Origin of the sequence: Streptomyces sp. NPDC014889, assembly GCF_043081205.1 — a bacterium.
Lineage (GTDB): Bacteria > Actinomycetota > Actinomycetes > Streptomycetales > Streptomycetaceae > Streptomyces.
This window is the reverse complement of record NZ_JBIBWH010000012.1, coordinates 47,388-73,263: the sequence shown is the minus strand read 5'-3', so window position 1 is coordinate 73,263 and position 25,876 is coordinate 47,388. Positions and strand designations below refer to the sequence as shown.

At 72.0% G+C, this 25,876-nt stretch carries 28 protein-coding genes and 1 pseudogene; 14 read left to right on the top strand and 15 right to left on the bottom strand.

Annotation, left to right across the window (positions count from 1 at the left end):
• Positions 1-22: 22 nt before the first annotated feature.
• Positions 23-1,192 (bottom strand): sensor histidine kinase, encoded by a 1,170-nt coding sequence (locus ACF09J_RS24090; RefSeq protein ID WP_392307498.1) that lies wholly within the window; start codon positions 1,190-1,192, stop codon positions 23-25.
• Positions 1,173-1,826 (bottom strand): response regulator transcription factor, encoded by a 654-nt coding sequence (locus ACF09J_RS24085; RefSeq protein WP_392307497.1) that lies wholly within the window; start codon positions 1,824-1,826, stop codon positions 1,173-1,175. Before ACF09J_RS24085 ends, ACF09J_RS24090 begins: the two co-directional genes overlap by 20 nt.
• An 89-nt stretch (positions 1,827-1,915) precedes the next feature.
• Between ACF09J_RS24085 and ACF09J_RS24080 the strand changes: the two genes are divergently transcribed.
• The 4 genes from ACF09J_RS24080 to ACF09J_RS24065 are packed head-to-tail and all read left to right on the top strand — an operon-like array spanning position 1,916 to position 5,632.
• On the top strand, positions 1,916-2,482 hold the full coding sequence (locus ACF09J_RS24080; RefSeq protein WP_392307496.1) for a hypothetical protein: 567 nt from the start codon (positions 1,916-1,918) through the stop codon (positions 2,480-2,482).
• The gene (locus ACF09J_RS24075; protein WP_392307495.1) at positions 2,479-3,714 is read left to right on the top strand and encodes a peptidoglycan-binding protein; all 1,236 of its coding nucleotides are present in this window, start codon (positions 2,479-2,481) and stop codon (positions 3,712-3,714) included. Before ACF09J_RS24080 ends, ACF09J_RS24075 begins: the two co-directional genes overlap by 4 nt.
• On the top strand, positions 3,711-4,430 hold the full coding sequence (locus ACF09J_RS24070) for an ABC transporter ATP-binding protein (protein WP_392307494.1): 720 nt from the start codon (positions 3,711-3,713) through the stop codon (positions 4,428-4,430). Before ACF09J_RS24075 ends, ACF09J_RS24070 begins: the two co-directional genes overlap by 4 nt.
• A complete protein-coding gene (locus ACF09J_RS24065) occupies positions 4,427-5,632 on the top strand; it encodes an ABC transporter permease (protein WP_392307493.1) in 1,206 nt (401 codons plus the stop codon). Before ACF09J_RS24070 ends, ACF09J_RS24065 begins: the two co-directional genes overlap by 4 nt.
• Positions 5,633-5,873: 241 nt before the next feature.
• Here ACF09J_RS24065 and ACF09J_RS24060 read toward each other — a convergent pair whose 3' ends face one another.
• The 4 genes and pseudogenes from ACF09J_RS24060 to ACF09J_RS24045 all read right to left on the bottom strand — a co-directional run bounded on the left by ACF09J_RS24060 (position 5,874) and on the right by ACF09J_RS24045 (position 8,893).
• Positions 5,874-7,019 (bottom strand): RNA polymerase sigma factor, encoded by a 1,146-nt coding sequence (locus ACF09J_RS24060; RefSeq protein WP_392307696.1) that lies wholly within the window; start codon positions 7,017-7,019, stop codon positions 5,874-5,876.
• Positions 7,020-7,027: 8 nt separating this feature from the next.
• Entirely contained in the window at positions 7,028-7,435 is a 408-nt protein-coding gene (locus tag ACF09J_RS24055) for a YciI family protein (RefSeq protein WP_392307492.1), read from the bottom strand.
• A 42-nt stretch (positions 7,436-7,477) separates the two neighbouring features.
• Positions 7,478-8,348, bottom strand: a pseudogene (locus ACF09J_RS24050) (TauD/TfdA dioxygenase family protein).
• 26 nt (positions 8,349-8,374) lie between these two features.
• On the bottom strand, positions 8,375-8,893 hold the full coding sequence (locus ACF09J_RS24045) for a thioesterase domain-containing protein (RefSeq protein WP_392307695.1): 519 nt from the start codon (positions 8,891-8,893) through the stop codon (positions 8,375-8,377).
• Positions 8,894-9,051: 158 nt separating this feature from the next.
• On the opposite strand from ACF09J_RS24045, the gene ACF09J_RS24040 reads away from it, so the two are divergent.
• The gene (locus tag ACF09J_RS24040) at positions 9,052-10,011 is read left to right on the top strand and encodes a DUF5996 family protein (protein WP_392307694.1); all 960 of its coding nucleotides are present in this window, start codon (positions 9,052-9,054) and stop codon (positions 10,009-10,011) included.
• Positions 10,012-10,043: 32 nt separating this feature from the next.
• On the opposite strand, the gene ACF09J_RS24035 is transcribed toward ACF09J_RS24040, so the two are convergent.
• Positions 10,044-10,487, bottom strand: coding sequence for a VOC family protein (locus ACF09J_RS24035; RefSeq protein ID WP_392307491.1), 444 nt, complete (start codon positions 10,485-10,487; stop codon positions 10,044-10,046).
• A gap of 191 nt (positions 10,488-10,678) precedes the next feature.
• Here ACF09J_RS24035 and ACF09J_RS24030 point away from each other — a divergent pair, with 191 nt between their 5' ends.
• Positions 10,679-11,236, top strand: a complete 558-nt coding sequence (locus ACF09J_RS24030; RefSeq protein WP_392307490.1) for a pyridoxamine 5'-phosphate oxidase family protein — start codon at positions 10,679-10,681, stop codon at positions 11,234-11,236.
• 58 nt (positions 11,237-11,294) lie between these two features.
• Positions 11,295-12,515, top strand: a complete 1,221-nt coding sequence (locus ACF09J_RS24025) for an amidase (RefSeq protein WP_392307489.1) — start codon at positions 11,295-11,297, stop codon at positions 12,513-12,515.
• A gap of 25 nt (positions 12,516-12,540) precedes the next feature.
• Here the strand turns inward: ACF09J_RS24025 and ACF09J_RS24020 are convergent, their stop codons facing one another.
• Positions 12,541-13,410, bottom strand: coding sequence for an alpha/beta fold hydrolase (locus ACF09J_RS24020; RefSeq protein WP_392307488.1), 870 nt, complete (start codon positions 13,408-13,410; stop codon positions 12,541-12,543).
• Between the two features lie 81 nt (positions 13,411-13,491).
• Complete coding sequence (locus ACF09J_RS24015; protein WP_392307487.1) at positions 13,492-14,430, bottom strand: RNA polymerase sigma-70 factor; 939 nt, start codon at positions 14,428-14,430, stop codon at positions 13,492-13,494.
• A 180-nt stretch (positions 14,431-14,610) separates the two neighbouring features.
• Here ACF09J_RS24015 and ACF09J_RS24010 point away from each other — a divergent pair, with 180 nt between their 5' ends.
• On the top strand, positions 14,611-15,096 hold the full coding sequence (locus ACF09J_RS24010) for a carboxymuconolactone decarboxylase family protein (RefSeq protein WP_392307486.1): 486 nt from the start codon (positions 14,611-14,613) through the stop codon (positions 15,094-15,096).
• Positions 15,097-15,259: 163 nt separating this feature from the next.
• Positions 15,260-16,744 carry a multicopper oxidase family protein gene (locus tag ACF09J_RS24005; RefSeq protein WP_392307485.1) on the top strand — a complete coding sequence of 495 codons (1,485 nt, stop codon included), beginning with the start codon at positions 15,260-15,262 and terminating at the stop codon, positions 16,742-16,744.
• A gap of 59 nt (positions 16,745-16,803) precedes the next feature.
• Here ACF09J_RS24005 and ACF09J_RS24000 read toward each other — a convergent pair whose 3' ends face one another.
• Positions 16,804-17,454 carry a hypothetical protein gene (locus ACF09J_RS24000; protein ID WP_392307484.1) on the bottom strand — a complete coding sequence of 217 codons (651 nt, stop codon included), beginning with the start codon at positions 17,452-17,454 and terminating at the stop codon, positions 16,804-16,806.
• 136 nt (positions 17,455-17,590) lie between these two features.
• On the opposite strand from ACF09J_RS24000, the gene ACF09J_RS23995 reads away from it, so the two are divergent.
• Complete coding sequence (locus ACF09J_RS23995; RefSeq protein ID WP_392307693.1) at positions 17,591-18,514, top strand: phosphorothioated DNA-binding restriction endonuclease; 924 nt, start codon at positions 17,591-17,593, stop codon at positions 18,512-18,514.
• 84 nt (positions 18,515-18,598) lie between these two features.
• Positions 18,599-19,411, top strand: a complete 813-nt coding sequence (locus ACF09J_RS23990) for an isocitrate lyase/phosphoenolpyruvate mutase family protein (RefSeq protein WP_392307483.1) — start codon at positions 18,599-18,601, stop codon at positions 19,409-19,411.
• Positions 19,412-19,558: 147 nt separating this feature from the next.
• Here the strand turns inward: ACF09J_RS23990 and ACF09J_RS23985 are convergent, their stop codons facing one another.
• Together ACF09J_RS23985 and ACF09J_RS23980 are read right to left on the bottom strand one after the other, a co-directional pair.
• Positions 19,559-20,200, bottom strand: a complete 642-nt coding sequence (locus ACF09J_RS23985; protein WP_392307482.1) for a superoxide dismutase — start codon at positions 20,198-20,200, stop codon at positions 19,559-19,561.
• Between the two features lie 67 nt (positions 20,201-20,267).
• On the bottom strand, positions 20,268-21,458 hold the full coding sequence (locus tag ACF09J_RS23980) for a HoxN/HupN/NixA family nickel/cobalt transporter (RefSeq protein WP_392307481.1): 1,191 nt from the start codon (positions 21,456-21,458) through the stop codon (positions 20,268-20,270).
• 279 nt (positions 21,459-21,737) lie between these two features.
• Between ACF09J_RS23980 and ACF09J_RS23975 the strand changes: the two genes are divergently transcribed.
• Positions 21,738-22,040, top strand: a complete 303-nt coding sequence (locus ACF09J_RS23975; protein WP_392307480.1) for a hypothetical protein — start codon at positions 21,738-21,740, stop codon at positions 22,038-22,040.
• 124 nt (positions 22,041-22,164) lie between these two features.
• Here the strand turns inward: ACF09J_RS23975 and ACF09J_RS23970 are convergent, their stop codons facing one another.
• The 3 genes from ACF09J_RS23970 to ACF09J_RS23960 all read right to left on the bottom strand — a co-directional run bounded on the left by ACF09J_RS23970 (position 22,165) and on the right by ACF09J_RS23960 (position 23,773).
• Complete coding sequence (locus tag ACF09J_RS23970) at positions 22,165-22,518, bottom strand: hypothetical protein (RefSeq protein WP_392307479.1); 354 nt, start codon at positions 22,516-22,518, stop codon at positions 22,165-22,167.
• 100 nt (positions 22,519-22,618) lie between these two features.
• Positions 22,619-23,434, bottom strand: a complete 816-nt coding sequence (locus ACF09J_RS23965) for a class I SAM-dependent methyltransferase (RefSeq protein ID WP_392307692.1) — start codon at positions 23,432-23,434, stop codon at positions 22,619-22,621.
• 114 nt (positions 23,435-23,548) lie between these two features.
• Complete coding sequence (locus ACF09J_RS23960; RefSeq protein WP_392307478.1) at positions 23,549-23,773, bottom strand: YozE family protein; 225 nt, start codon at positions 23,771-23,773, stop codon at positions 23,549-23,551.
• A 185-nt stretch (positions 23,774-23,958) separates the two neighbouring features.
• Here ACF09J_RS23960 and ACF09J_RS23955 point away from each other — a divergent pair, with 185 nt between their 5' ends.
• Positions 23,959-25,029: a Dyp-type peroxidase gene (locus tag ACF09J_RS23955; RefSeq protein ID WP_392307477.1), complete on the top strand. Its 1,071-nt coding sequence runs from the start codon at positions 23,959-23,961 to the stop codon at positions 25,027-25,029.
• Between the two features lie 19 nt (positions 25,030-25,048).
• Positions 25,049-25,864 (top strand): family 1 encapsulin nanocompartment shell protein, encoded by an 816-nt coding sequence (locus ACF09J_RS23950; RefSeq protein ID WP_392307476.1) that lies wholly within the window; start codon positions 25,049-25,051, stop codon positions 25,862-25,864.
• Positions 25,865-25,876: the final 12 nt, after the last annotated feature.

Genomic DNA, 25,876 nt, shown 5'->3' with positions numbered 1-25,876 from the left:
CCCCTCACCGGCTCCGGGTATGTCAGCTCCTGGCGTGCGGCAGGGCCACCGTGATGGACAGGCCTCCCTGGGGCCCCGGATCGGCGGTCAGCTCGGCGTCGTGGACGGCGGCGACGGCGGCGACGATGGAGAGGCCGAGGCCGTGGCCGTCCGGGTTTCCGGTGCGGGACTCCAGGCGCTGGAAGGGCTGGAACAGCGTGCCGACGCGGTCCGCCGGGATCTCCGGTCCGCTGTTGACCACCCGGAGGAACGGCTGCCCGTGGGCGGTTCCGGTGACCACGCGCACCCAGCCGCCCGGCACGTTGTACCGCAGGGCGTTGTCGATCAGGTTGTCCGCCAGGCGCTCCATCAGCCGGGGGTCGCCCAGGGCCGGTGCCGGGGCGAGAGCCGTGTCCACGCCCGCCCGCTGCGGCTCGCGGTCCCGCAGGACCTTTTCGGCGACCTGGGCGAGGTCGAGCGGCTCGCGCCGGTCCAGTCCCCGCTCGCTGCGGGCGAGCATCAGCAGTGCCTCGATGAGGCGTTCCTGGTGTTCACCGGCGGCGAGGACCCGTTCGCAGACGCGGCGCAGCGACCGGTCGTCCGCCGCGGGGTCGGCCAGCGCGACCTCGATCATCGCCCGTTGCAGGGTGAGCGGGGTGCGCAGTTCGTGGGAGGCGTTGGCGGCGAAGCGCTTCTGCGCGGCGAACGCGGTGTCCAGGCGGCCCAGCAGATCGTCGATGGTGTCACCGAGGTCCTTCAGCTCGTCGTCCGGACCGGCGACGGCGAGGCGCTCGTGGAGGTTGCGCTCGGAGATGCGGCGGGCCCTGTCGGCCATCATCCGGACCGGACTCAGCGCCCGCCCGGCCATCAGCCAGCCCAGGCCGACCGAGACCGCGGACATCAGTCCCAGCGCGATCGCCGACTGGGTGAGAAGCTGCCGCAGCATCGCGTCGCGCTGCTCCGCGGCGCGCGTGCCCATCACCTGGCGCAGGAGGTCGGGGTCGACCGACCGGAACAGGACGTTCGATCCGCTTCCGGAGGAGATGAACAGCCGCGGGGTGCTGGTGCTCACGACGAGGAGGTAGGTGATGAGCAGCAGGGCCGCGCCGGAGACGAGGAAGAGCGCGCCGTAGAGCGCGGTCAGCCTCAGCCGGACCGTCCAGCGGATGCGGCGGGGCGCCCGGCCCGCCGGGTCAGACGCGGTAGCCGGCATGGGGCACCGTCTCGATCACCGGCGGGTCCCCCAGCTTGCGGCGGAGCCGGCTGATCGTGACCTTGACGGTGTTGGTGAAGGGGTCGGCCGCGTGGTCCCAGGCGCGCTCCAGGAGTTCCTCCGCGGACACGACGGCACTGCGGGCGGCCAGCAGCAGTTCCAGTACGGCGAACTCCTTCGGGGACAGGTCGAGCCGTCGGCCGCCGCGCCGCGCCGTGCGCCGGGCCGGGTCGAGGGTGAGGTCGCCGTGGGTGAGCACCGGGGGCAGCGCGGGCTGGGTGCGCCGGGCCAGCGCGCGCACCCGCGCGATCAGCTCGGCGAAGGCGAACGGCTTGGTGAGGTAGTCGTCCGCGCCGAGCCCGAGGCCGTCGACGCGGTCCTCGACGGTGGTCGAGGCGGTCAGCATCAGGATGCGGGCGCGCCCGCCGTCCTCGACCAGCGCACGGCACACGTCGTCGCCGTGGAGGGCGGGCAGGTCGCGGTCGAGGACGACGACGTCGTAGTCGTGGAGCGTCGCCAGGTAGACGGCCTCCCGGCCGTCGAGGGCGAGATCGACGGCCATCCCGTCCTGCCGCAGGCCGAGGGCCACTGTCTCGGCCAGTTCCCTGTGGTCTTCGGCGATGAGTATGCGCATGTCGGCCAAGCATGCAGGACGGGAGGTTACACCGGCATAACAGGGGACGTTCCCGTGGTGTAACCGCCTGACCTGTAGCTCTTGGCCCCATGGTCAACACACACGAACGAAAAGCCGTACGAGCGTTGCCGGTGGCGTGCCTGCTGCTCGCCGGGGCACTGCTGACGGGCTGCTCGGGTTCCTCCTCGGATGCGGCGGACGCGGCCGGCTCGGGCAGGGCGAGCGCCTCCCCCACCAGCCCGCAGGACCGGGCGCTGGCCTTCTCCCAGTGCATGCGCGACAACGGCGTCCCCGACTTCCCGGACCCGCCCGAGGGCAAGGGCGGGGGCGGCATCAGGATCGGTCCGGACAGCGGGCTCGACCCGAACTCGAGTGAGTTCCAGAAGGCGCGGGAGGCCTGCCAGGACCTTTCGCCGCAGGGCCAGAACTCCGGCGGCGGCTCGATCGATCCGGCCAAGGCGGCCGAGTGGGCGACGTGCATCCGGAAGAACGGTCTGCCCGAGTTCCCCGACCCCGAGATCAAGGGCGGGTCCATGCAGCTCGACATGACCGGCCTCGACCCGCAGGGCGACAGGTTCCAGAAGGCGATGCAGGCCTGCCAGGACAAGCGGCCCACCGGCGGCATCATGATCACGGGCGGCGGTGGCGGCCAGTGACCCTCCAGGACCACACCGGCCGGACGGACGGCACCGGCCGGACCGACGACACCGACACCGCCCCGCCCGCCGATCCGGCGCCCCGCCGCCGGCGGCGGCCGCTGCGTACTTCGCTGATCGTGCTCGCCGCCCTGGCCGTCGCCGGAGGGGCGGAGGTGGCCGCCACCGGGGCCCTGGACGGCGGCGGCGACGACCAGCCGTCGGCCGCGCCCTCCGGGCCGCCGAGTACGGCCGAGGTCGAGCAGCGGACGCTGACCCGCACCCGGACCGTGGAGGGCACGCTCGGCTACGGCCCCGCGACCCCTGTTCAGGCTCCCGGCGCCGCCCCGGCCTCCCCCGGCGGTGACGCGCAGGACGGCAGGCCCTCGAACGGGGGCGGCAGCGCGGGCGCGGGGATCCTCACGGCCCTGCCCGGCGAGGGCGACACCATCTCGCGCGGCGAGTCCGTGTACAGCGTGGACGACCGGAAGGTGCCGCTGCTGTACGGCTCGATTCCCCTCTACCGCACGCTCCGTGTGGGCAGTGAGGGCAAGGACGTGGCGATGCTGGAGAAGAATCTCGCCAGGCTCGGCTACACCGGCTTCACCGTGGACGACACGTACACGGCCGCCACCGCCGAGGCCGTCCGGGCGTGGCAGGACGACCTCGGCCGCGAGCGGACCGGGACGGTGTCACCCGGCGAGGCCGTGGTCGCCCCCGGAGCCCGGCGCGTCACCGAGGTCAAGGCCCCGATCGGCACCACGCCGACGGGCGAGATCCTGACCTGGAGCGGCACCGAGCGGATCGTCGGCGTCGACCTCGACGTGCAGTACGAGGACCTCGTCGCCGACGGCACGAAGGCCACCGTGCTGCTCCCGGACGGGACTTCGGTGGACGCCACCGTCACCGAGGTCGGCACCGCCGCCACCGCGGCCCCCGACAGCGGCCGGGGCTCCGGCGGCTCCCCGAAGGCCACCCTGCCGGTGCAGCTCTCCCTCAAGAACGGGAAGAAGCTGGGGCTTTACCAGGCCGCCCCGGTGGACGTGACCCTCAGGGCCGAGACCCGGAAGGACGTCCTCGCGGTACCGGTCGAGGCGCTGACCGCACGGCGGGACGGCGGCTACGCCGTGCAGGCCGTCCGCGACGGCGAGGTCGTGCATCTCCCCGTGAAACTCGGCATGTTCGCGGACGGCATGGTCGAGATCTCCGGCGACGGCATCACCGAAGGCCTGATCGTGGGGGTTCCCCAGTGATTCCGCCCGTCGTCGAACTGACCGCGGTGTCCAAGGCCTACGGGTCCGTGGCCGCCCTGGCCGACGCCGAACTGACTGTCCACCGGGGCGAGTTGCTCGCCATCGTCGGACCGTCCGGTTCCGGCAAGTCCACCATGCTCAACATCATGGGCACCCTCAGCCGCCCGACGTCCGGCACCGTGCGCATCGACGGACACGACATCGGCGAGCTGAGCGACCGGGAGCTGTCCGCGCTGCGCGCCGGCACCATCGGTTTCGTCTTCCAGGCCTTCCACCTCGCCCCCGGCGTGCCCGCCGTCGACTCCGTCGCCGACGGACTGCTGTACAGCGGCCGTCCGTTGCGCGAACGCCGCCGGCTCGCGGAGGCGGCGCTGCGCCGGGTCGGTCTTGGTCACCGGCTCTTCAACGAGCCGCACCAGCTCTCGGGCGGGGAGAAACAGCGCGTGGCCATCGCACGCGCCGTGCTCGGCGACCCGCCGCTGCTGCTGGCCGACGAGCCGACCGGCGCGCTGGACTCCCGCTCCGGAGCCGTGGTGATGGAGCTGCTGCACGAGCTGCACGCCGCGGGGACCACCGTCGTCGTCATCACCCACGACCGGGACATAGCGGCGTCGCTGCCGCGCGAGGTCCGCATCAAGGACGGCCGCGTCGAGCACGACTCGGGCGCACCGGCTCCCGCCCGCGGCAAGGTGTGCGTGGACGAGGTGGGCGTATGAGCACCGCGACGCTGCCCCGTCCCCGGCCCGCGCGGCTGAGCCCCGCCGACGTCCTGCGGGTCGGCGGCTCCGGGCTGCGCTCCCGTCCGATGCGGGTGTTCCTGTCCGCGCTGGGCATCGCCATCGGCATCGCCGCGATGATCGGCGTGGTCGGCATCTCCACCTCCAGCCAGGAGGAGCTGAATCGCAAGCTGGCGGCGCTGGGCACCAATCTGCTCACCGTCTCCCCCGGCCAGACGTTCGCCGGCGACCAGGCCCACCTGCCGAAGCAGGCCGTGCGGATGGTCGGCGCCATCGGGGCGGTGGAATCGGTGTCCGCGATCGGCCGGACCGACGCCAAGGTCTACCGCAACGATCACATCCCGGCGGTGCGGACCGGCGGCATCAGCGTCAGCGCCGCCCGCACCGACCTGCCGGGGACGGTCGGCGCGAAGATCGTGGAGGGCCGCTGGCTCAACGCCGCCGACGTCCGGTACCCGGCCACGGTCCTCGGTGCCCGGGCCGCCGAACAGCTGGGCGTGTACCGGTCCGCGGACCAGGTGTGGCTGGGCGGGCGGTGGTTCACCGTCGTCGGCATCCTCGCGCCCAACGAGCTCGCCCCCGAGCTGGACTCCGCGGCGCTGGTCGGCTGGCCCGTCGCCCAGAGCGAGCTGGGGTACGACGGCTACCCGACGACCATCTACACCCGGGCCGAGGACAAGGCCGTCGCCGACGTCCAGTCCGTGCTCGGCGCCACCGCCAACCCGGAGAGCCCCAACGAGGTCGACGTCTCCCGCCCCTCCGACGCGCTCGCGGCCAAGCAGGCCACCGACGACACCCTCGGCGGGCTGCTCCTCGGCCTCGGCGCCGTGGCGCTGCTCGTCGGTGGGGTCGGCGTCGCCAACACCATGGTCATCTCGGTGCTGGAACGCCGCGCCGAGATCGGTCTGAGGCGTTCCCTGGGCGCCACCCGGGGCCAGATCCGCACCCAGTTCCTGTGCGAGTCGCTGCTGCTGTCCGCCCTGGGCGGCATCGGCGGGGTGGCCCTGGGCATCGCCGTCACCGTGGGCTACGCCGCCTACCAGGGCTGGCCCCCCGTGGTACCGCCCTGGGCGATGGCCGGCGGCATCGGCGCGACCCTCGTCATCGGCGGGCTGGCCGGCTTCTACCCGGCCCTGCGCGCGGCGAAGCTGCCACCGACGGAGGCACTGTCAGCGGCCTAGGGCCTGTTGTGAAAGTCCCGTCGTCCGCCCGGAGGGCGGGCCTCGCGGCGTCAGGTGCGTGCTCTCGCCGTGCCGGACCCTGGCCCTCGTACTGGATGTACTTGGGTCAGGGCCCGGTGCGGCGAGAGTACGTGCATGGCGTCGCGAGGCAGGCGGGACTTTCACAACAGGCCCTAGTGCCGCGACCGGGCCCGCCCCTCCAGGGGGCGGGCCCGGCGTGCCGCGGTGCGAGTGCGGCCCGTCAGCGGGCCCGGCGGGTGTTGAGCCGGGCCGCCTGGCGGGTCAGGTGGTCGCGCTCGGCGAGGGTGGGCGCCTTGTGGGCCGCCTCGGCGTACAGCCGTGCGGCCTTCGCCAGGTCGCCGTCACGCTCGTGGAGGTACGCCGCCACCGCGGTGTGGCGGGGCAGTGCGGGGTCCAGCGCGGCGAGCGCCGCAAGACCGGCGCGCGGTCCGTCGCCCTCGCCGACGGCGACCGCGCGGTTGAGCCGGACGACCGGGCTGTCGGTCAGCCGCGTCAGCTCGTCGTACCACTCGACGATCTGCACCCAGTCGGTCTCCTCGGCGGTGGGAGCGTCGGCGTGGAGTGCCGCGATGGCGGCCTGGGCCTGGAACTCGCCGAGCCGGTCGCGGGCGAGGGCCGCCTGAAGGATCCCCACGCCCTCGGCGATCGACTCGGTGTCCCACCGGCCGCGGTCCTGCTCGGCGAGCGGTACCAGGCTGCCGTCGGGCGCGATCCGGCCGGCGCGCCGGGCGTGGTGGAGCAGCATGAGCGCGAGCAGCCCCGCCACCTCGGGGTGGTCGATGACGGAAGCGAGCTGCCGGGTGAGCCGGATGGCCTCGGCCGCGAGATCGACGTCGCCGGAGTAGCCCTCGTTGAAGACCAGGTAGAGGACGCGCAGCACGGTGGCGACATCGCCGGGCCGGTCGAACCGCACGCCGGAGACGGTGCGCTTGGCCCGGCTGACGCGTTGCGCCATGGTCGCCTCGGGCACCAGGTAGGCCTGGGCGATCTGGCGGGTGGTGAGCCCGCCGACGGCGCGCAGCGTGAGCGCGACCGCGGACGCCGGCGTCAAGGACGGGTGGGCGCACAGGAAGTAGAGCTGGAGCGTGTCGTCCACCGCGGGCGCGGGCCCGGGCGGCGGCTCCTCGTCGACGCGGTCCTCACGCCGGCGGCGGGCGGCGTCCGCCCGGGTCGCGTCGAGGAACCGGCGCCAGGCCACGGTGACCAGCCAGCCCTTCGGGTCCCGTGGAGGGTCCGCCGGCCAGACGCGGACCGCCTCGACGAGGGCGTCCTGAACGGCGTCCTCGGCCGCCGCGAAGTCTGCTCCGCGGCGGACGAGGATCCCGAGCACGCTCGGCGTGAGGCTTCGGATCAGGGCCTCGTTCACCGACGAGGTCACTCCGTGATGGTGGGCGGCGCGGACAGGAACGGGCGCACCTCCAGCCACTCGTGGATCGGCTTTCCGCCCGCGCCGGGTGCCGCCGACAGTTCACCGGCCAGCTCGACGGCCCGCTCGTAGCTGTCGACGTCGATCACCATCCAGCCGGCGATGAGGTCCTTGGTCTCGGCGAACGGGCCGTCGGTGACCGGCGGGCGCCCCTCGCCGTCGTACCGGACCCAGGCCCCCTCGGGGGCGAGCGCCTGGCCGTCGACGAACTCGCCGGTCTTCTCCAGCCGGGCCGCGAAGTCGTTCATGTACTGCACATGGGCCGAGATCTCCTCCGGCGTCCACCGGTCCATGGGCACGTCGTTGACCGCGGCCGGTGCGCCCCGGTAGTGCTTGAGCAGCAGGTACTTCGCCATCGTGGTACTCCTCAGTGCTGATGCGACCCATTGTGGCCGCATTCACCCCGGGGACGGAGCCAGGCACCGGTTCTCGACATCAGGCGTGCAGCCGGTTGCCCTCGCCACGCGGCGCCCCTCGCGGGTGAGGGGGAAGCAGTCCCAGACGGCGTGGTGCTGGACGCTGCGGTTGTCCCAGAACACGAGGGTGCGTTCCTGCCAGTGGACCCGGCAGTGCAGCAGCGGGGTCCGGGCGACGTGCTGGTGGAGCATGTCCAGCAGGGCGTCGCTCTCGGCCCGGGAGAGCTGGGTGATGTGGGAGGTGTAGGGGGCGTTGACGAACAGCAGCTTGCGGCCGTTCTCCGGGTGCCGGACGACCACGGGGTGTTCGGTGCGCGGCACGTCGTACTCGGGCGGCGGCGTCTGGCCGGCCGCGGTCCACGGGAGGGCACCGTCGTGGAGGGCCGTCAGCCCGTCGAGGAAGGCGCGCATGGCGGATGAGAGGAGCTCGTAGGCGAGGTGCATGTTGGCGAAGAGGGTGTCGCCGCCGCTGCCGCCCTCGGGCACGGTCGTGATGTACAGCATCGATCCGAGGGAGGGTTCGGCGTCGGCGGTGCCGTCCGCGTGCCAGCCGTTGCCAGCCACGTTCCGGGAGTTCTTGTCGGCCCTGAGGTCCAGGATGTGCGGGTCGGCCCTCGACCGGCAGGGCGACGGGGTGCGGGTCGCCGAAGACGCCCGCGAAGCGCTTGTGCTCCTCGGGTGTGATGTCCTGGTCGCGGAAGACGAGGACGTGGTGGGCCGCGAAGGCGTGCTTGAGTTCCTTCTCCTGCCGCGGGGTCAGCTCCTGCGCGATGTCGATGCCGGAGACCTCCGCGCCGAGCAGCGGGGTCAGCGGGGTCAGCGGGGCGACGGTGATGGCCTCGTAAGGTTCCACACGTCGGGATGGGGGCGGGGCGGTTCTCAGGCCACGGGCGGGGGGTTCGGCGGCTCCGGCGGCTTCGAGAGCGCGGCGGCGATGTCCTGGACGTGGGGTTCGGCGACGATCTCGTAGTGGTCGGCGTCGACGCGCTCGACGCGGGGACCGGGCAGGTGGTGGTCCCAGGCGCCGGGGGCGGTCGGTTCCGGGGCGAGGAGTCCTTCGTCGACCGGGCGTTCGGCGAGCCAGACGGTGGCGGGCGTGCTGTGCAGGCGCGGTACGTGATGCGCGGCCATGGCGGCGAGGTTGGTGCGGCAGCAGTGCGCGAGGCGGTCGGCGTAGGCGCGCCCCGCGGCCGGCAGCCGTCCGCCGCGGCCGCCGCTCAGCTCGCGTGCGAAGACGGCGTCCACCTGTTCCTCGCTGTAGGCGGCGAGGAGCCGTCCCGCGCCGGGCGGGGGCGGGTCGAGCAGGTACAGGGCGTCTACGGCGCGGCCCTGCGACTCGGCGAGTGCCGCCATGGACAGGGCGGTCCAGGCCCCGAACGACCAGCCGGCGAGCCGCAGCCGGTGGCCGGTGCGCGCTCGTGCCCGTCGACGCCCGCCAGGGTTCCGGGCCCTGCCGGGTGCACGAGATGCCGCGTCCGTCCGGCGTGGCCATCATGGTCGTCCAAGGGCCCGATCCGGACGCCAGGGGCGCCGGACGCCAGGGAAGGTTGATGACCATGGAGCTGTTCCCGCCGATCCCTCTCGCCGAGTGGCGCGACACCAAGGAGACGCTCCATCGTTTCGCCCAGATCGTCGGCAAGGTCCGCCTCGCCGCCAGCACCCGGCGCAACCACTGGTGGAATGTCCCGTTCCACCTCACCGGGCGCGGGACCACGACCCGTCCGATGGGACAGGTCGACGGCAACCCGATCTTCACGATGGACTTCGATTTCGTCGCGCACCGGCTGGTCGTCTCGACGCTGGACGGCCGGGAGATCTCCGTCCCGCTCATCGGTCAGTCCGTGGCGTCCTTCCACGGCGCGGTCATGGACTCGCTGGCCGCGCTGGGCATCCGGGTGCGGCTCGACGTACCCAGGCCCTTCGACCTGCCCGACTCGGGACGGCCGTTCGCCGAGGACGCCGAGCACACGGCGTACGACCCCGTGCAGGCCAACCGCTACTGGCGGGTTCTCAGCCAAGTGGCTTCCGTGTTGGAGGAGTTCGCCGCCGGGTACTCGGGGAAGGTGAGCCCGGTGCACCACTTCTGGCACACCTTCGACATCGCGCACACCCGGTTCTCCGAGCGTCACATCGAACAGCCCGAGCAGCTCGACCCGGTCACCCGGGAGGCGTACTCCCGCGAGGTGATCAGCTTCGGCTTCTGGTTCGGCGACGACACCTTCCCCGCGCCCGCGTTCTACTCCTACACCGCGCCCGAGCCGGAGCACCTGGCCGAGGAGCCGCTCCGGCCCGCGGCGGCACACTGGTTCACCCGCAACGACAGCCACTTGGCCGTACTGCCGTACGACGAGGTCCGCTCCGAGCCCGACCCGCGTGCCACCGTGCTCGCCTTCTACGAGAGCGCGTACCGGGCCGGCGCCCGATGCGCCGGATGGCCGATCGACCCGCTCGCCTGCCCGGGCGGCGTGACGGACCCGCAACTGCTGACCCACGGGATCCGGCCGGCTTCCGGCTGAGGGCCCGTGGGGGCGGCCGGTCCCTGCGACTCTCAGATATCGGTGCGCGCCAGTTCGCCCTTGAGCAGCCCCGTCGCCTGGCCCACCTCGATGAGGTAGCCGTCCGGGTCACGCATGTAGCAGCGCAGCTCGGCGCGGCGGTCGACGGGCGGGGTGAGGAACTCCGCTCCCTTCGCGGCCGCCGCCTCGCAGAAGCGGTGGATGTCGGCCACCCGCACATTGAGGAAGCTGGAGGCGGTACGAGGGTCGTCCGGCGTGCGCAGGACGACGTCGGGCTTGTCCTCGGTGGGTCCGCCGCCGGGGTTGAGGATGATCCAGCCGTTGGCGATCTTGATGATGCAGGGATTCTCGTCGAGCACCACCGTTCCACCCAGCACGTCGGCGTAGAACGCCCGGGAACGCGGCACGTCGGACACGGTGAAGAAGTGTGTGAGCACCAGGCCCTCGACCGGCGCAGGAAGGTCGTCCCGGTTCATACGCTGCTCCCGCTCGACGTGTGATCGGACACCCACCCAGCGTAGGCGCGGGCCGGCCGCACGGCACCCGCACGCCGGCCGGCCCGCCTCCGGGACCGGCCTCCGGACACGGACAAGGACGCCGAACGGGCGTAGCGATGATTTCGGTGCGGGATGCCGGTCGTTATGGGGACAGAGGAAGGAGATCCACCATGTCCGCACAGGGATCCGCGAAGCGACCCACGACCGAGCTCGACGCCCGCTACAGCTCCGCACTCAACCCCCGGCCCGGCGCCGCGGAGGTCACCGCCACCGAGTGGTCCGAGGCCCAGCGCATGCTGAGGTCCGCCGAGATCTTCTGGGTGTCCACGGTGCGGCCCGACGGCCGGCTGCACGTCACGCCCGTGATCGCCGCCTGGCACGGCGGGGTGCTGTACTTCGCCACCGGCCCGGGGGAACAGAAGGCGAGGAACCTCGCTCATGATGGGCACTGCGCGGTGACCACCGGGGGAAACTCGCTCACCGAAGGAATCGACGTCGTGGTCGAGGGCAAGGCGGAGCAGGTTGCCGACCCGGCGCTGCTGGAGGAGGTGATCACGGCGTACGAGACGAAGTACGGGCCGCACATCACCTCGCCCGAGGGCACCTTCCACGGGATCGGCGACGCGTTCCGGAAGGGGGACGCGGTGGTGTTCGCGGTGGCCCCGGCGACGGCGTACGGCTTCGGCCGGGACGACGGGGTGTACAGCCATACGCGGTGGACGTTCTGAGCACCTGGGCGTGGTCGTCAGCAGGGTGGGCCCACCCTGCTGACGACGAGGGAGGGCGATGGTGATCACCACCGGCGAGTACGCGGACCTGTCCGCCCTGGACATCGCCCACCACGTGCGGCACGGCGACGTGACGGCCGTCGACGTCGTCGGTGCCGCCCTGGCCCGTATCGACGAAGTCGACGACGGTGTGCGGGCGTTCACCGAGGTCTGGGCCGGGCGGGCGCTCGCTCACGCCGCCCGCGTGGATGCCCGGGTCGCCCGGGGCGCCGAGCTGCCGCTCGCGGGGGTGCCGATCGGCGTCAAGGCGAGCGAAGGCCCCGGCTCCCACCAGAACACCCGGCTGGTGGCCGCCGGATGCGTGCCGGTCGGCGCGACGTCGGTGCCCCGTACCGGCCGCGGCTGGCAGACGTACGGGCACACCGACCGGGGACCGACCCTCAACCCGCTCGACCCGACGTGGTCGCCCGGCGGCTCCTCCGCGGGTTCGGCGGCCGCGGTCGCCGCGGGCCTCGTCCCCCTCGCCGGCGGTTCCGACGGCGCCGGATCGGTGCGCATCCCCGCCGCGTGGTGCGGCATCGTCGGCTTCAAGCCCACCAATGGCCGACTGCCGGCCCGTGATCGAGCGGGTCTGAACTCGCCAGGCGTCCTGGTGCGCGACCCCCGGGACGCCCTCGCCTACTTCGACGCGGTGACCGAGTCGCGGATGCCGGCTGTACGCCCCTGGTATCCACTGCGGGCGATCTGGTCGGCGACCCTGGGATACGCGGACACCGATCCCGACGTGGCCGCGGTCGCCCGCCGCTCGGCCCGGCGTCTCGCCGAGGCCGGTCTGATCACCGTGGCCGAGGGCCCCGGCCCGACGCTCGCCGACCCCGCCCCCGCCTGGACGGCTCTGCGCGCGGCGGCGCCTTCCTCGGTGACACGTTCCCCGGCGGCATCCTCCTCAGCCGACGTCAGCAGGGTCATGACGGCCAACGAGAAGCGGCTGCGCGACTGCTTCGAGCGAGCCGATCTCCTCCTCACGCCCACCACACCCCACCCACCGCACGGCCACGACGGGCCTGGGCCGCGGATGAGCGTCGCTCTGACCTGGGCGTTCAACCTCAGCGGGCATCCGGCGCTCAGCCTTCCGGCAGGGACCACGGCCGACGGAGCACCCGTCGGTCTCCACCTCGTGGCCCGCCGCCACGAGGAGCGGACGCTGCTCGCCGTGGCCGACCGCGCCACCCGGCTCGGCGCGGTCCCCCGGTGCCGCGGCGTCGTCGGCGGGTTCTGACGAACGCCCGCCGGCCGAACGCCCGTCAGCAAGCGTCGTCGAGGACCTGACGCAGCCTGCGGGCGAAGGCCTCGGGCTTTCCGGCGTAGCCGGAGTCGCCGCCGACGAAACCACCGTGGTGGCTGGGGAACACGGTCGCCCGCTGACCGAGCAGTTCCGCCGTCGCCTCCGAGGTGCGTCCGGTGAGCGTGTCCAGGGTCTCCTCACCGACGGCGATCAGGACCGTTGTGCGCGCCGCGGTCAGGGCATCGAGGTCGGGCCGGTAGCTGCTGATCGCCCAGGACCGGTCCGAGAGCAGCGGGTCGTCGCGGGAGCCGTCGTCCTCGGTCGGCATCCCGAACGCGGCCGGATCGGGGGCGGGCCGGGCGAAGTAGTCGTCGGTGAACCGGCCCCGCCAGGAGGTCATCGCGATGAACGCCGCCATGCCGGCGCCCCAGCCCCCGTCCTGGTAGGCCTGACGGACGGCGGCCCGGGCGCGCTCGGCAGCCGCGGCGTCGGGGAGTACCGGGATGAGCGGCGGCTCGTGCGCCACCAGGGTGGTGACGTCGTCGGGGTACGCCGCCACGAGGGCGAGCGCGGTCACGGCGCCGCCGCTGCTCCCGAACATCTCGACCGGGCCCGTTCCGAGTGCCTCGATCAGCGCGTGGACGTCGGCGGCCTGCTGCTCGGGCGTGTGGTCGACCCGACCGTCCTTGCGGGTACTGCGGCCGAGACCGCGCGGGTCGTAGGTGACCACGGTGCGGTCCGGAAAGTGCGACGCCAGGGTGCGGAAGCCACTGGCGTCCATGGGCTGGCCGATCATGACCAGCGGCGGGCGCCCGTCGGCGGTCGGCAGCGGCCCGTGGACGTCGTAGGCGAGGTCCGCGCCGGGAGTCTGGAGGATCAGAGTCGTCATGCACGATGGACTGCCGCGGCATCCGGAACTCATCGCGTCCTCCCCCAGGTGATTCCTTTTCGCGTACGGAAGTCCCCCGGCTCAGCGGTGCAGCGTGGTCTCACGGTGCATGTGGGAGAGCTTCTCGGGATTGCGTACGGCGTAGAGCCCGGTGATGAGGCCGTCGTCGACACGCAGGACCAGGACGGTGTCCAGCGCGCCGTTGATCCGGAGAATCAGCGCCGGGCAGGCGTTGACCTGCGCCGGTCGCAGCGACGCCTCGGTGATCCTGCCCAGTCCGGCGGCCAGCAGGCGTCCCACCTTGTCCGCGCCGACGAGGGGCCGCGGCACGGCCTGCTTCACTCCCCCGCCGTCGCCCACGAGGACGACGTCCGGCGCGAGGATGTCGAGCAGGCGCTGGAGATCGCCCGTCTCGACCGCCTGCCGGAACGCCTCGAGGGCGTCCCGGGTCTCGGCCGCGGAGACGACCCCGCGCGGCCGGCGCGCCGCGACGTGGGACCGTGCCCGGTGGGCGATCTGGCGGACCGCGGCCGGGCTCTTGTCGACGGCTTCGGCGATCTCGTCATACCCGAGGTCGAACACCTCGCGCAGCACGAACACCGCCCGCTCGGTCGGCGTGAGTGTCTCCAGCACCAGCAGCATCGCCATCGAGACGCTGTCGGCCAGTTCGACGTCCTCGGCCACGTCCGGGGCGGTCAGCAACGGTTCGGGCAGCCAAGGACCGACGTAGGTCTCGCGCCTGCGGCCGAGCGTGCGCAGCCGGCTCAGTGCCTGGCGCGTGGTGATCCGGACCAGGTACGCGCGCTGGTCCCGTACCGTGCCGAGGTCGACACCGGCCCAGCGCAGCCAGGTCTCCTGAAGGACGTCCTCCGCGTCGGCGGCGGAGCCGAGCATCTCGTAGGCGACGGTGAACAGCAGATTGCGGTGCGAGACGAACGCCTCGGTCGCGCGGTCCGTGCGTCCGCCGTCGGCGATCCGGCCGGCCGTGTCCCCTGTGCACTCGCTGCCCTGGCTCTTCACCGGCTGCTCCCGTCTGTTCGTTCCCGACGATGCCACGCGCACAAGACGCCGGCCGCGGCGGCTTTGTGACATCCATCAGCGGTGGCGCACGTCACACCACCGCCCCGTCACAGGGAGCGGCCGGCCGGCATCTCGTGTTCGTCCAGCGCGACGCGACGAGAGACGAGTGAGGACGACATCATGAGCGCCCGGTTCAACCTGTTCGACAACGAGATCGCAGCCAGGTTCGCCAAGCGGTTCGCAGGCGCCGGCCTGGTGGTCCAGCAGTCACCGCTGCCGAGGTCCACACAGGAACTGGTGTCGCTGCGCGCCAGCCAGATCAACGGCTGCGGATGGTGCATCGACATGCACACCAAGGAGGCGGCGGCCGCCGGCGAGACCGCCGTGAGGCTCCATCTGGTCGCCGCCTGGCGCGAGTCCACCGTGTTCACCGAGGCCGAGCGGGCCGCCCTGGCGCTCGCCGAAGAGGGCACCCGGCTCGCCGACGCCCACCAGGGCGTGTCCGACGAGACCTGGGCCCAGGTGCGCAAGCACTACGACGACGACCAGGTCGCCGCACTGGTCGCCCTGGTCGCGCTGATCAACGCGGCCAACCGGCTCGCCGTGATCGTCCACCAGCAGGGCGGTTCCTACGAGCCCGGCATGTTCGCCGCCGCGTTCGACTGAGCCGCGTCCGCACCGGGGCCGGACCCGGGTCCGGCCCCGGTCCGCGAACACCGAGAGGGGCGTACATCGAATCAAGATCGCACCACAAGGGCGGACACTGGGCACAAAGAGGACGAACCGGGGCCCGTGCTTGCTCGGCCCTGATCAGGAGAGGGAGCAGACCGTGCAGATCACCCGTCGCGACGTCCTCAAGCTCGGTGGCCTGGCCCTGCTGACGGGGGGCGCGGCAAGGCCGGCCTCCGCCTACGCGGCGTCGGCAGCGCCGTCCGCCGCGCCCGTCGTCCCGGGCAAGGCGGATTACACGGTGCGGATCGCGACCGGGCTCGTCGAGCTCGCGCCGGACACGATCGTGTCCACGACGACGTACAACGGGCAGTTCCCCGGTCCGCTGCTGCGGTTCACCGAAGGCCGCCCCGTCGTGGTCGACGTCCACAACGACACCGACACGCCCGAGCTGCTCCACTGGCACGGGCAGCGGATTCCCGCCGAGGTGGACGGGGCGGCGGAGGAGGGCACCCCGTACATCCCCGCGCACGGGACGCGGCGTCTGTCGTTCACGCCGGGACCGGCCGGGTTCCGCTTCTACCACACCCACGTGGCAGCGCATGACGACCTGAACCTGGGCACCTACACCGGTCAGGCGGGCCCGGTCTACATCGAGCCCGCGGCCGACCCCGGCACCTACGACCAGGAGGTCTTCCTGGTGCTGAAGGAGTTCGGGCCCGCCTTCAGCCAGGGCGGGGACATGGCCCAGAACTTCCTGGCCGGCTCCGAAGTGCCCGCGCTGAAGCGCAGGGGTGAGAAGGCGATGGCCGCCTCACTGGCCCGGGGGATGCCGCACGGCTACGAGGTCGGCTACACCGCGTTCAGCGTCAACGGCCGCAAGCTGGGCCACGGCCCGCCGGTCAGGGTCAAGTCCGGGCAGCGTGTGCTGTTCCACGTCCTCAACGCCAGCGCCACCGAGATCCGCAGCCTGGCCCTGCCCGGCCACACCTTCAAAGTGGTCGCGCTGGACGGGAACCCGGTGCCTCGGCCCGCCGAAGTTCCGGTGCTGTGGATCGGCACGGCCGAACGCGTCTCCGCGCTGGTGGAGATGAACCATCCGGGCGTGTGGGTACTGGGGGATCTGGCCGACGACGACCGGAAGAACGGCATGGGCACCGTGGTGGAGTACGCCGGCCGCGGCGGTTCCCCTCGATGGACCGCACCGCCCAAGTCCACCTGGGACTACCGCGCCTTCGCCCGCGCGGGCGGCACCGCCCGACGGCCCGACCGCACCTTCGACATGCTGGTGGAGAAACGCAACGCCGCCGACAAGGGCTTCAACATCTGGACGCTCAACGGCGTGCCCTTCGACATGGACACCGACAAGCCGGTGCAGGACATCGACCGCGGCAGCCGCTACCGGATGCGGTTCCGCAACGCCACCGACGACATCCACCCCCTCCACCTGCACCGCCACACCTTCGAAGTCACCCACATCGCCGGCACCCCGACCCACGGCCTGCACAAGGACGTCGTCATGCTCGGCGGCTACCAGACCGCCGACTTCGACTTCACCGCCGACCAGCCCGGCCTGTCCCTGTTCCACTGCCACCAGCAACTCCACATGGACTACGGCTTCATGACGCTGTTCCACTGCACCTGACCCATGCCTTCGTGGTGAGGCGCCTTCCCGGGCAGCGCTGCCCGGGAAGGCCCCCGGCGTTAGAGAACGCCGCCGAGCGCCAGGCTCACCAGCAGCAGCCCCAGGCTCACCGGCACGCCCACCAGGGCCAGGAGCAGCGGGAGGAACGCGGCGAGCGCGTTGGATCGGGAGCGTCCGGGCCGTATCCGGCCGCCCCGCCTTCCCGCAGCCACACGCAGCCGCTCGGCCGCCCGGCCGGAGACGAGCACGGGTGGACCCGAGTGCTTCTCCAGAGCCTCGCGCACCGCGGCATCGGGCGTTCCTTCGCCACCCGCGAGCTTGTCGACGACGATTCGGGTGCCGTGTACGTCCGTGAGGACCAGCAGGTCAGCAGTGGTGCCGCGCCCTGCGATCTCCAGGCGGCCGACCTTCTCGAGCCGGGTGAGATCCACCGTGCGCCGGCCGGTGAGCGTGCGGGCGGAGAGCAGGCCGCCCGCGTGCAGACGTGCGTGCCAGCACCCATTGACGCAGTACACCGCCGCGGCGCCGAGCAGGAGCGAGAACATCGCGAGCAGGCACAGCCCGTCGCCGACCAGTCCGGCCCTCACGAGCACCGCCGGGACGACCACCAGGACGGGCGGGGCCGACCAGGCGATGAGGTCGCCGATCCGCTGCCCCGGCCGCCCCTGACCGGGGAACACGGACACCACTTCGGCCGAGTCAGTCGTCATGCCCCGACGGTACCCAACCCGCAACACCCGCGATGTCCGCCCCCAGAGCGCATCCATCGCCCCTGACCGGGGCACCGACCCTGCTACCCGACCCCTCGCCCCCGCGGACCGGACCGAGTGTCAGGATTGCCTGGTGATGACCCGCGTCGAGTTGCTGAGTGCTCTGGCCGGACTGCGGCAGGCGCGGATACGCAACCGTAGAGCCCCGCACAAACCCCTGCTGCTGCTCTGGCTGTTGGGCAGGTTCGCGGCCTCGGGCCGTACCGCGGTCACCTACCAGGAGGCGGAGGAACCCGTCAGCCGGTTGATCAACGACTTCGGGCCCGCGGTGGCGAGTCGCTCTCTCGCCCGGCAGAGGGCGGCGATGCCGTTCGTGCACCTGGAGCGGGAGCTGTGGGAGGTGCGGGACCGGGAAGGCAACGACATCGCGACGGACGCTCCCGGACGCGGCGGTTGGCTGCGGGATCGGGGCGCGCAGGGAAGGCTGCGGCCCGAGGTGGAGGTGCTGCTGGCGGATCCGGGGACGCTGGCGGCGGCCGCCCGGCTTCTCATGGAGCAGCACTTCACGCCGGCTCTGGAGGCGCCCATCTGCAATGCCGTGGGGCTGGATCTGATCGCCCTGGGCCAAGAGGTGCCCGCGGCGATGCCCGAGAAGCCGCGCAAACGGCGGGCCGGGTTCGTCGAGGAAGTGCTCCGGGCCTACGCGTACGCCTGCGCCTTCTGCGGATTCGACGGGGCGCTCGGCCGCAATCCCGTCGGGCTCGAAGCGGCCCACGTGCGGTGGCACAGCCACAACGGGCCGGACGACGTGAGCAACGGGCTGGCGTTGTGCTCCCTGCACCACACGCTCTTCGATCTCGGCGTCCTCGGTCTCCTGCCCGATCTGCGCATCCAGGTCTCCCAGTTGTACGTCGCCCGCAGCACAGCGGGACGCGCCATAGACGCCCTGCACTGTCAGCGGGCCGCCGCGCCCCGGCCCGGTCGGCCCGTCGTCGCGGCGCAGTACCTGGACTGGCACGGGCGGCAGGTGTTCAAGCCGCCCGGTGCACAGGCGGCGTAGGGCGAAGAGGTGGCAGGGGCCCGGATCGACGCCGATGTCGGTTTCCCGCCGAAGGATGGGCGGGGGACGTGTTTGACTCCGTGCATGACCTCCTCGCAGTCGGCCAAGGCCCGGCTCTTCCGTTCCCTGCACACGTCCACCGCGCCCCTCGCGCTCGCGAACGCCTGGGACGTGGCGAGCGCCCGGGTCGTCGAGTCCGCGGGAGCCTCCGCGATCGCCACCACGAGTGCGGGCGTCGCCTGGTCGCTGGGCTCGCCGGACGGTGACGCGCTCGGCTGCGATCAGGCACTGGGGTTGATCTCGCGCGTCGCCGCCGCGGTCGCGGTCCCGGTCACCGCCGACATCGAGGGCGGTTACGGGCAGGACGCGGCCGAGGTCGCCGAGACCGTCACGGAAGTGCTCGCGGCGGGAGCCGTCGGGGTCAACATCGAGGACGGCACCCGAGCCCCGGCGGAGCTCGCGACGCGGCTGGCCGCCGCCCGGCGGGCCGCCGAGCGCGCGGGCGGGGAGCTGTTCCTCAACGCCCGTGTCGACACGTACCTGTTGGGGCTCGGGGACCCGGACACCCGACTCGAGGAGACCCTCGCCAGGGCGCGCCGGTACGTGGACGCCGGCGCGGACGGCGTCTTCGTTCCCGGTGTCACCGACACCGCCACGATCGCGGCGCTGGCCGAGGGGGTCTCCGTCCCGCTGAACGTCATGGCCGGCCCCGGCGCCCTTGGCGTGGCCGAGCTGGGCGCCCTCGGCGTGGCCCGCGTCAGTCTCGGCCCGGGCGTGGCTCAGGCCGCCTACGCCGCCGCCCGCCGCGCCGCGCGGGAACTCTTCGACACAGGTGGCTACGACTCCCTGTCCGGCGGCCTCACCTTCCCGGAACTCAACACGCTTCTCTCCAAGTGACGTTGAGGACGTCTTGGCGACATCGGTCGGCCGAGGTCACACGGAAGTGCTCCCCCGGGCTGCGTGCCAGGGGGAGCACTTCACTGTGCGCCTGCCGGTGAAGGGTGAGAAGACGATCACGAGCAGGACATCCACGGGACTACGTCGTCACGGCGCGAGCAGCAGGCTGTCGCCGCGCTCCTTTGCGGCGGCGTGGCGCCTGGCCACGTCCTGCCAGTTGACGACCTGCCACATCGCCTCGATGAAGTCCACCTTCTGGTTCTTGTACTGGAGGTAGAAGGCGTGCTCCCAGGCGTCGAAGACGAGGATCGGGGTGGAGCCCTGGCCGACGTTGCCCTGGTGGTCGTAGATCTGCTCCACGATCAGACGGCCGCTCAGCGGCTCGTACGCCAGCACGCCCCAGCCCGAACCCTGGGTCGTGGCGGCGGCCTTGGACAGCTGCGCCTTGAAGCCCGCGAAGGAGCCGAACGACTCGGCGATGGCGTCGGCCAGTTCCCCGACGCCGTCCTTCTCCAGCGGCTCGCCGCCACCGTCGCCGGTCATGTTGTGCCAGTAGATGCTGTGCAGGATGTGCCCGGAGAGGTGGAAGGCCAGGTTCTTCTCCAGGCCGTTGACCGAGCCCCACGACTCCTTGTCCCGTGCCTCGGCCAGCTGCTCCAGGGTGTCGTTGGCGCCCTTGACGTAGGCCGCGTGGTGCTTCTCGTGGTGCAGCTCGATGATCTCGGGGCTGATGACCGGGGCGAGCGCCGCGTAGTCGTACGGGAGCTCCGGGAGCGTGTAGACCGCCATGTCCAACATCACCCTTCGACGTTATTGCGCATGACTTGCAAGTACACGATAACAGCAACAAGCGCGGTCAGTCCGTGGGGCGCGCACCATGCCCGGCGGCCCGTTCCGCCGGCGCCGAGCCGGTCATGCCCGCTTCCCACTTCTCCTCGACACGGCCGACCTTCCACACCACCGCGGCAACGACCCAGGTGGCGACGAACAGGCCGACGACGACGTAGCCGACGAGGTTCAGGTCGAGGCCGGACACCCAGTCCCAGAAGCGGCCGCGCAGGGCCGCCTTGTCGGCGATCAGGCCCACGAGTTCCACGGTGCCGATGATGAGCGCGACGGCGACGGACAGTCCCGTCATGGTGAGGTTGCAGTAGACCTTGCGGACCGGCTTGGAGAAGGCCCAGCCGTAGGCGAAGTTCATGAACGAGCCGTCGATCGTGTCCAGCAGCGACATGCCGGCCGCGAAGAGCACCGGCAGGCAGAGGATGGCGTACCAGGGCAGCCCTGAGGCGGCGCCCGAACCGGCGAGCACCAGCAGCGCGATCTCCGTCGCGGTGTCGAATCCGAGGCCGAAGAGCAGTCCCAGCGGATACATCTGCCACGACTTGGTGACGGCCTTCGTCAGGTGCCCGAGCAGCCGGTTCATCAGACCGCGGTTGGCGAGCTGCTCCTCCAGGGCCGCCTCGTCGTAGTGGCCGGCCCGCATCCGCCGGAAGACCTTCCAGATACCCGCCATGATCAGCAGGTTGATGATCGCGACGACATAGAGGAACGTTCCGGAGACGGTCGTGCCGATCCAGCCCGTGATGTCGTGCAGTTCGGAGTCGTCGTCGCGGACGGGGCCCGCCAGCGCTCTCACCCCCAGGGAGAGCAGGAGGGCCAGGGTGAAGACGATCGTGGAGTGTCCGAGGGAGAACCAGAAGCCGACCGACAGGGGGCGCCTCCTCTCCCCCATCAGCTTGCGGGTGGTGTTGTCGATCGCGGCGACGTGGTCGGCGTCGAAGGCGTGCCGCATACCGAGCGTGTAGGCGGTGACCCCGATGCCCGCACCGAAGGTCTGGGTGCCCACGCCGTAGTGCCGCGGTGCGACGATCGCGACCAGCGTGAACCAGCCGATGACGTGCAGCGCGAGGATGAAGGCGGCCATCCCGCCGACGCCGGCCCACTCTCTCCGCGTCATCGACGCACGGACGCGGCGCCAGCTGTGAGCTCCTGCGGCAGCGGTCGCGGCGGGGCTCGTGGGAGCGGTGTCGGGTGCGGTGGGCATTGAGGCGCGGGCCTTACTTGTCGCCGGGCGGCCGTCTTCAGCCGCACCTCCAGGTTTCTGCACATCACATGCAACTACAAGAATCAGGCATCAAAGCCGCGGTCAATTCAACCGCCCGCACCGCCCCCCTCCCGACCGCCCCGGGCCCGCCGCACACCCAGCCCACGCGACACTCCTCCCATATGCACCTGAATCGCCCTATAGTGACTCCACTACGCGCGGTCCGCGACGCACCGCCCGCAGGCCGCCGAACGGCACCCCTCCCCCCAGGAGCAGCGCATGAGCACCGCCGCCGAGCACCGCACCCACGACGACCACACCCACACCCACGGTGAGGGCTGCGGCCACGTCGCCGTCCCGCACGGGGACCACATCGACTACGTGCACGACGGACATCTCCACAAGTCCCACGACGGCCACATCGACGAGTGCGTGAGCACCGGCCACACCACCCACGCCGACCACGACCACCAGCACGGCGAGGGCTGCGGACATGTGGCCGTACCCCACGAGGACCATGTCGACTACGTGCACGACGGCCACCATCACGCCGCCCACGAGGGCCACTGGGACGACCACTGACACAGAGGGCCTAACGAGCGCGGCCTGCTGCGCGCCGGGGGCTGACTGCCGAGTCCACGGCCGGCCAGGGCAGGCCGCGTCCGCGCCCTCACGTCGCAGTATGGCCGCGAGCTTGCCGCGCAGCTCAGTGGAACTCGTGAACCAGCTGGATCTTGCCGACGATGTGAGCGTTGAACTCGTCAAGCTCCCCGGCCGGTACCCACAGTTCCAGGATCGTCTGTCCGCCTGCCTGCTGGACGGGGTACCTGCGCAGGAAGGCGGACTCGACTTCGAAGCGGGTGACGAAGCCGGCGCCGTCGTGCTTGACGTTCCAGTCCCGCGCGATCTTGACGGCGTAGTCCTCGTTGAGGACCGGGTAGAAGATCGGCTGCTCGGGAAGCCGGGGCGGCCAGGCACGCCAGTCCAGCTCACGCACCAGCCCCAGTTCCTTGGGGCCGGTGGGACGCCACAGGGTCGTCGTTGCTTGCCGGCTGGTCACGGGAAACGCTCCTGGATGGGGCCACCGCCGATGCGGCCGGCCGGGAGCCCGACGGTATCGACGGATCGAATACGGCGGCCACCGAGTTTCGGGAGGCGCTCTACCGGCGGACCGCCGAGATCAGTCCGCCGGGCCGCTCCTCGTGCTGCGGCGGGGTGCTGATCGGGCGGCCGTAGGCGGCAGCGCGCTCGCGCAGGGTGTGGCTGTCGGCCTCCCAGCCGTGCCCGGCCAGCCAGCCCGCCGGGTCGTCGGGCATCTCCGAGACCCACATGGACGCCGCCGATCCCGGCGCGGCGTCCGCGCCGAAGCGCTCGATCACACCGCGCGAGCCCCACGTCAGCCCCATTCGACTGCCTGCCGCCGACTGCGCGCTGATCCGGGCCAGCAGCAGTTCCACCGCGTCCTCGGGCAGATAGATCAGCAGTCCCTCGGCGATCCACACGGTCGGCACCGCCGGGTCGTGCCCTGCGGCGGCCAGCGCGCCCGGCCAGTCCTCACGCAGATCCGCCGCGACGGTGATCCGCTCGCAGCGTGCGACGGCCCGCTCCTGGCGCAGCACCGAGGCCTTGAAGTCCAGTGGGGCCGCGGTGTCGACCTCGAACAGTCGGGTGCCCTCGGGCCAGTCCATCCGGAAGGCCCGGCTGTCCATGCCGGCGCCGAGCAGCACGACCTGCCGGACCCCGGACGCGCAGGCCTGCCGCAACAGGTCGTCGAGGAACTTCGTCCTGATGACGATGGAGAACGACACGGCCGGCCGGCGGCGTCGCGCGGCCTCGTCATCGGGCAGCGGCGGCGAGGAGGGCCACAGGCCGCCGGCGGCGGCGAAGGCCTGTGCCAGTGGGTCGCGGAACAGCGCGTTCTCCCGCTCGGTCTCCAGCGCCCGCACCCTGGCCACCCCCACTGCCGTGGCCCACACTCCCGACGGCTGCACCCGCTCCTGCTCGTCAGTCACCGCGTCAGCCTAGATGATCGGTTCCAAAGGGCCTGATGCGCGGAGGTGCCTGAACCGAGAACGAGGAAGCGCCGGCGCTCAGTGCGAGTGATGCAGCTGCTCGAACTCGCTCCAGGCCCAGGACAGGGTGTCGATGACCTCCGGGGCGGCGCCGCGGCTCTCCAGGTACTCGCGGTAGGTCTCGACCGTGGCGGTCACGGGCCAGTGGGGGTCGTTCGCGACGGAGCGGGCGAGGGATCCCAGGCGGTTCAGCTCGCCGGTGTGGCTCTTGAGCCACCGCGTGAAGTCGGCTGTGTCGTTCATGGCATGTCTTCTCACAGAAGGAAGGCCCGTCGTGACCTGGCCGTCCACCTCTCCGGCTGCCGTTCCTCCAGGCTCCCACGAGCGCGCGGCAAGTCAAACCGGTCGAGGACGCGGTGGCGGGTGCCGGATTCGGGCCATACGGTGAACAGACGCCCGCCCGTGACCGTCAGGAAGGGCCGTACTCCATGTACGCAGACTCCGAGGCCCCGGAGCCCCAGCCGGTCCTGTCCCCGCTGACGGGCGCGGCGATCTTCCTGGTGCTGACCATCGACCGCGGTGGCGAGCCGGTCGTACGGGACACGCTGTCCGAACTGAGCGGCCTGCAACGGGCGGTCGGGTTCCGGGCGACACCGGACGGGAAGCTGAGCGTGGTCGTGGGCATCGGCTCCGACGCCTGGGACCGGCTGTTCGCGGGCCCGCGTCCGGCGGAGCTGCATCGGTTCCGCGAGCTGGTCGGGGCGCGGCACCGGGCGGTCTCCACACCCGGCGATCTGCTGTTCCACATCCGCGCCGCCCGCCCGGACCTCTGCTTCGCGCTGGCCGCCGAGATCATGGAGCGGATCCGCGGAGTCGTCACCGTGCGGGACGAGGTCCACGGGTTCAAGTACTTCGACGTGCGTGACCTGCTCGGTTTCGTGGACGGCACGGAGAACCCGACGGGCCGGGCGGCGCACACGGCGATCCTGGTGGGCGACGAGGACCCGGAGTTCGCCGGGGGCAGCTATGTGGTCGTGCAGAAGTACGTGCACGATCTGGAGGCATGGAACGCCCTGCCCGTGGAGGCGCAGGAGATGGTGATCGGGCGCCGGAAGCTGTCCGACGTCGAACTGGACGACGCGGTCAAGCCGGCCGACTCGCACGTGGCGCTGACCACGATCGAGGACCCGGACGGGACGAAGCACGAGATCCTGCGCGACAACATGCCCTTCGGGACCGTCGGGCAGGGCGAGTTCGGCACGTACTTCATCGGCTACGCCCGTACTCCGGCCGTGACCGAGCGGATGCTGGAGCGCATGTTCCTGGGCGCCCCGCCGGCCGCCCACGACCGGATCCTGGACTTCTCCACCGCGGTGACCGGGTCGTTGTTCGCCGTGCCCACCAGTGACTTCCTCGACGACCTCCCGGATGCGCCGGCCGAGCGCGGGACCGAGAAGGGCGACGAAGGCGAAGGCGCCGAGGAGGCGGAGCCCGTGCCGGCAGCGGTCCGGACGCCCACCGTGGACGGCTCGCTGGGGATCGGCGATCTGAGGATGTGACAGGAGGCGAGCATCCGCGATGGACAATCTGCACCGCGAACTGGCACCCATCTCCGCCGCCGCGTGGGCCGACCTGGAAGAGGAGGCCCGGCGCACGTTCAAACGGCACGTCGCGGCCCGCCGCATCGTCGACGTGCCCGAGCCGGGCGGCCCGGAGTCGGCAGGCGTCGGGACCGGGCACCTGCGGACCGTCACGGCGCCGGCCGAAGGGGTCGAGGCACGCGTACGCCGGTTCCAGCCGCTGGTCGAGCTGCGGGTGCCGTTCACCGTGGACCGGCAGCAGGTCGACGACGTCGCACGCGGTGCCAAGGACGCGGACTGGCAGCCGGTCAAGGACGCCGCCCGGCAGATCGCCTTCGCCGAGGACCGCGCCGTGTTCGAGGGCTACCCGTCCGCGGACATCGCCGGTCTGCGGGAGAGTTCGTCCAACTCCGCCCTGACCCTGCCGGCCGAGGCGCGCCAGTACCCGGACGTCGTCAGCAAGGCCCTGACCGAGCTTCGGCTGGCCGGTGTCGGCGGCCCGTACGCGCTGGCGCTGAGCGCCGCGGCGTACACCGCGGTCAGCGAGACCTCCGACTACGGCTACCCGATCATCGAACACATCGGCCGGGTGCTGGACGGCGACATCGTCTGGGCGCCCGCCATCGACGGGGCGTTCCTGCTGTCGACGCGGGGCGGGGACTTCGAACTGCGGCTCGGCCAGGACCTGTCCATCGGTTACCTGTCGCACGACGACACCAGCATCCGGCTGTACTTCCAGGAGACGCTGACCTTCCTCGCGTACACCGCCGAAGCCGTCGTGCCCGCACGGGAGTCGACGCCCTCGTCCGGCTGACACACCGTCCGG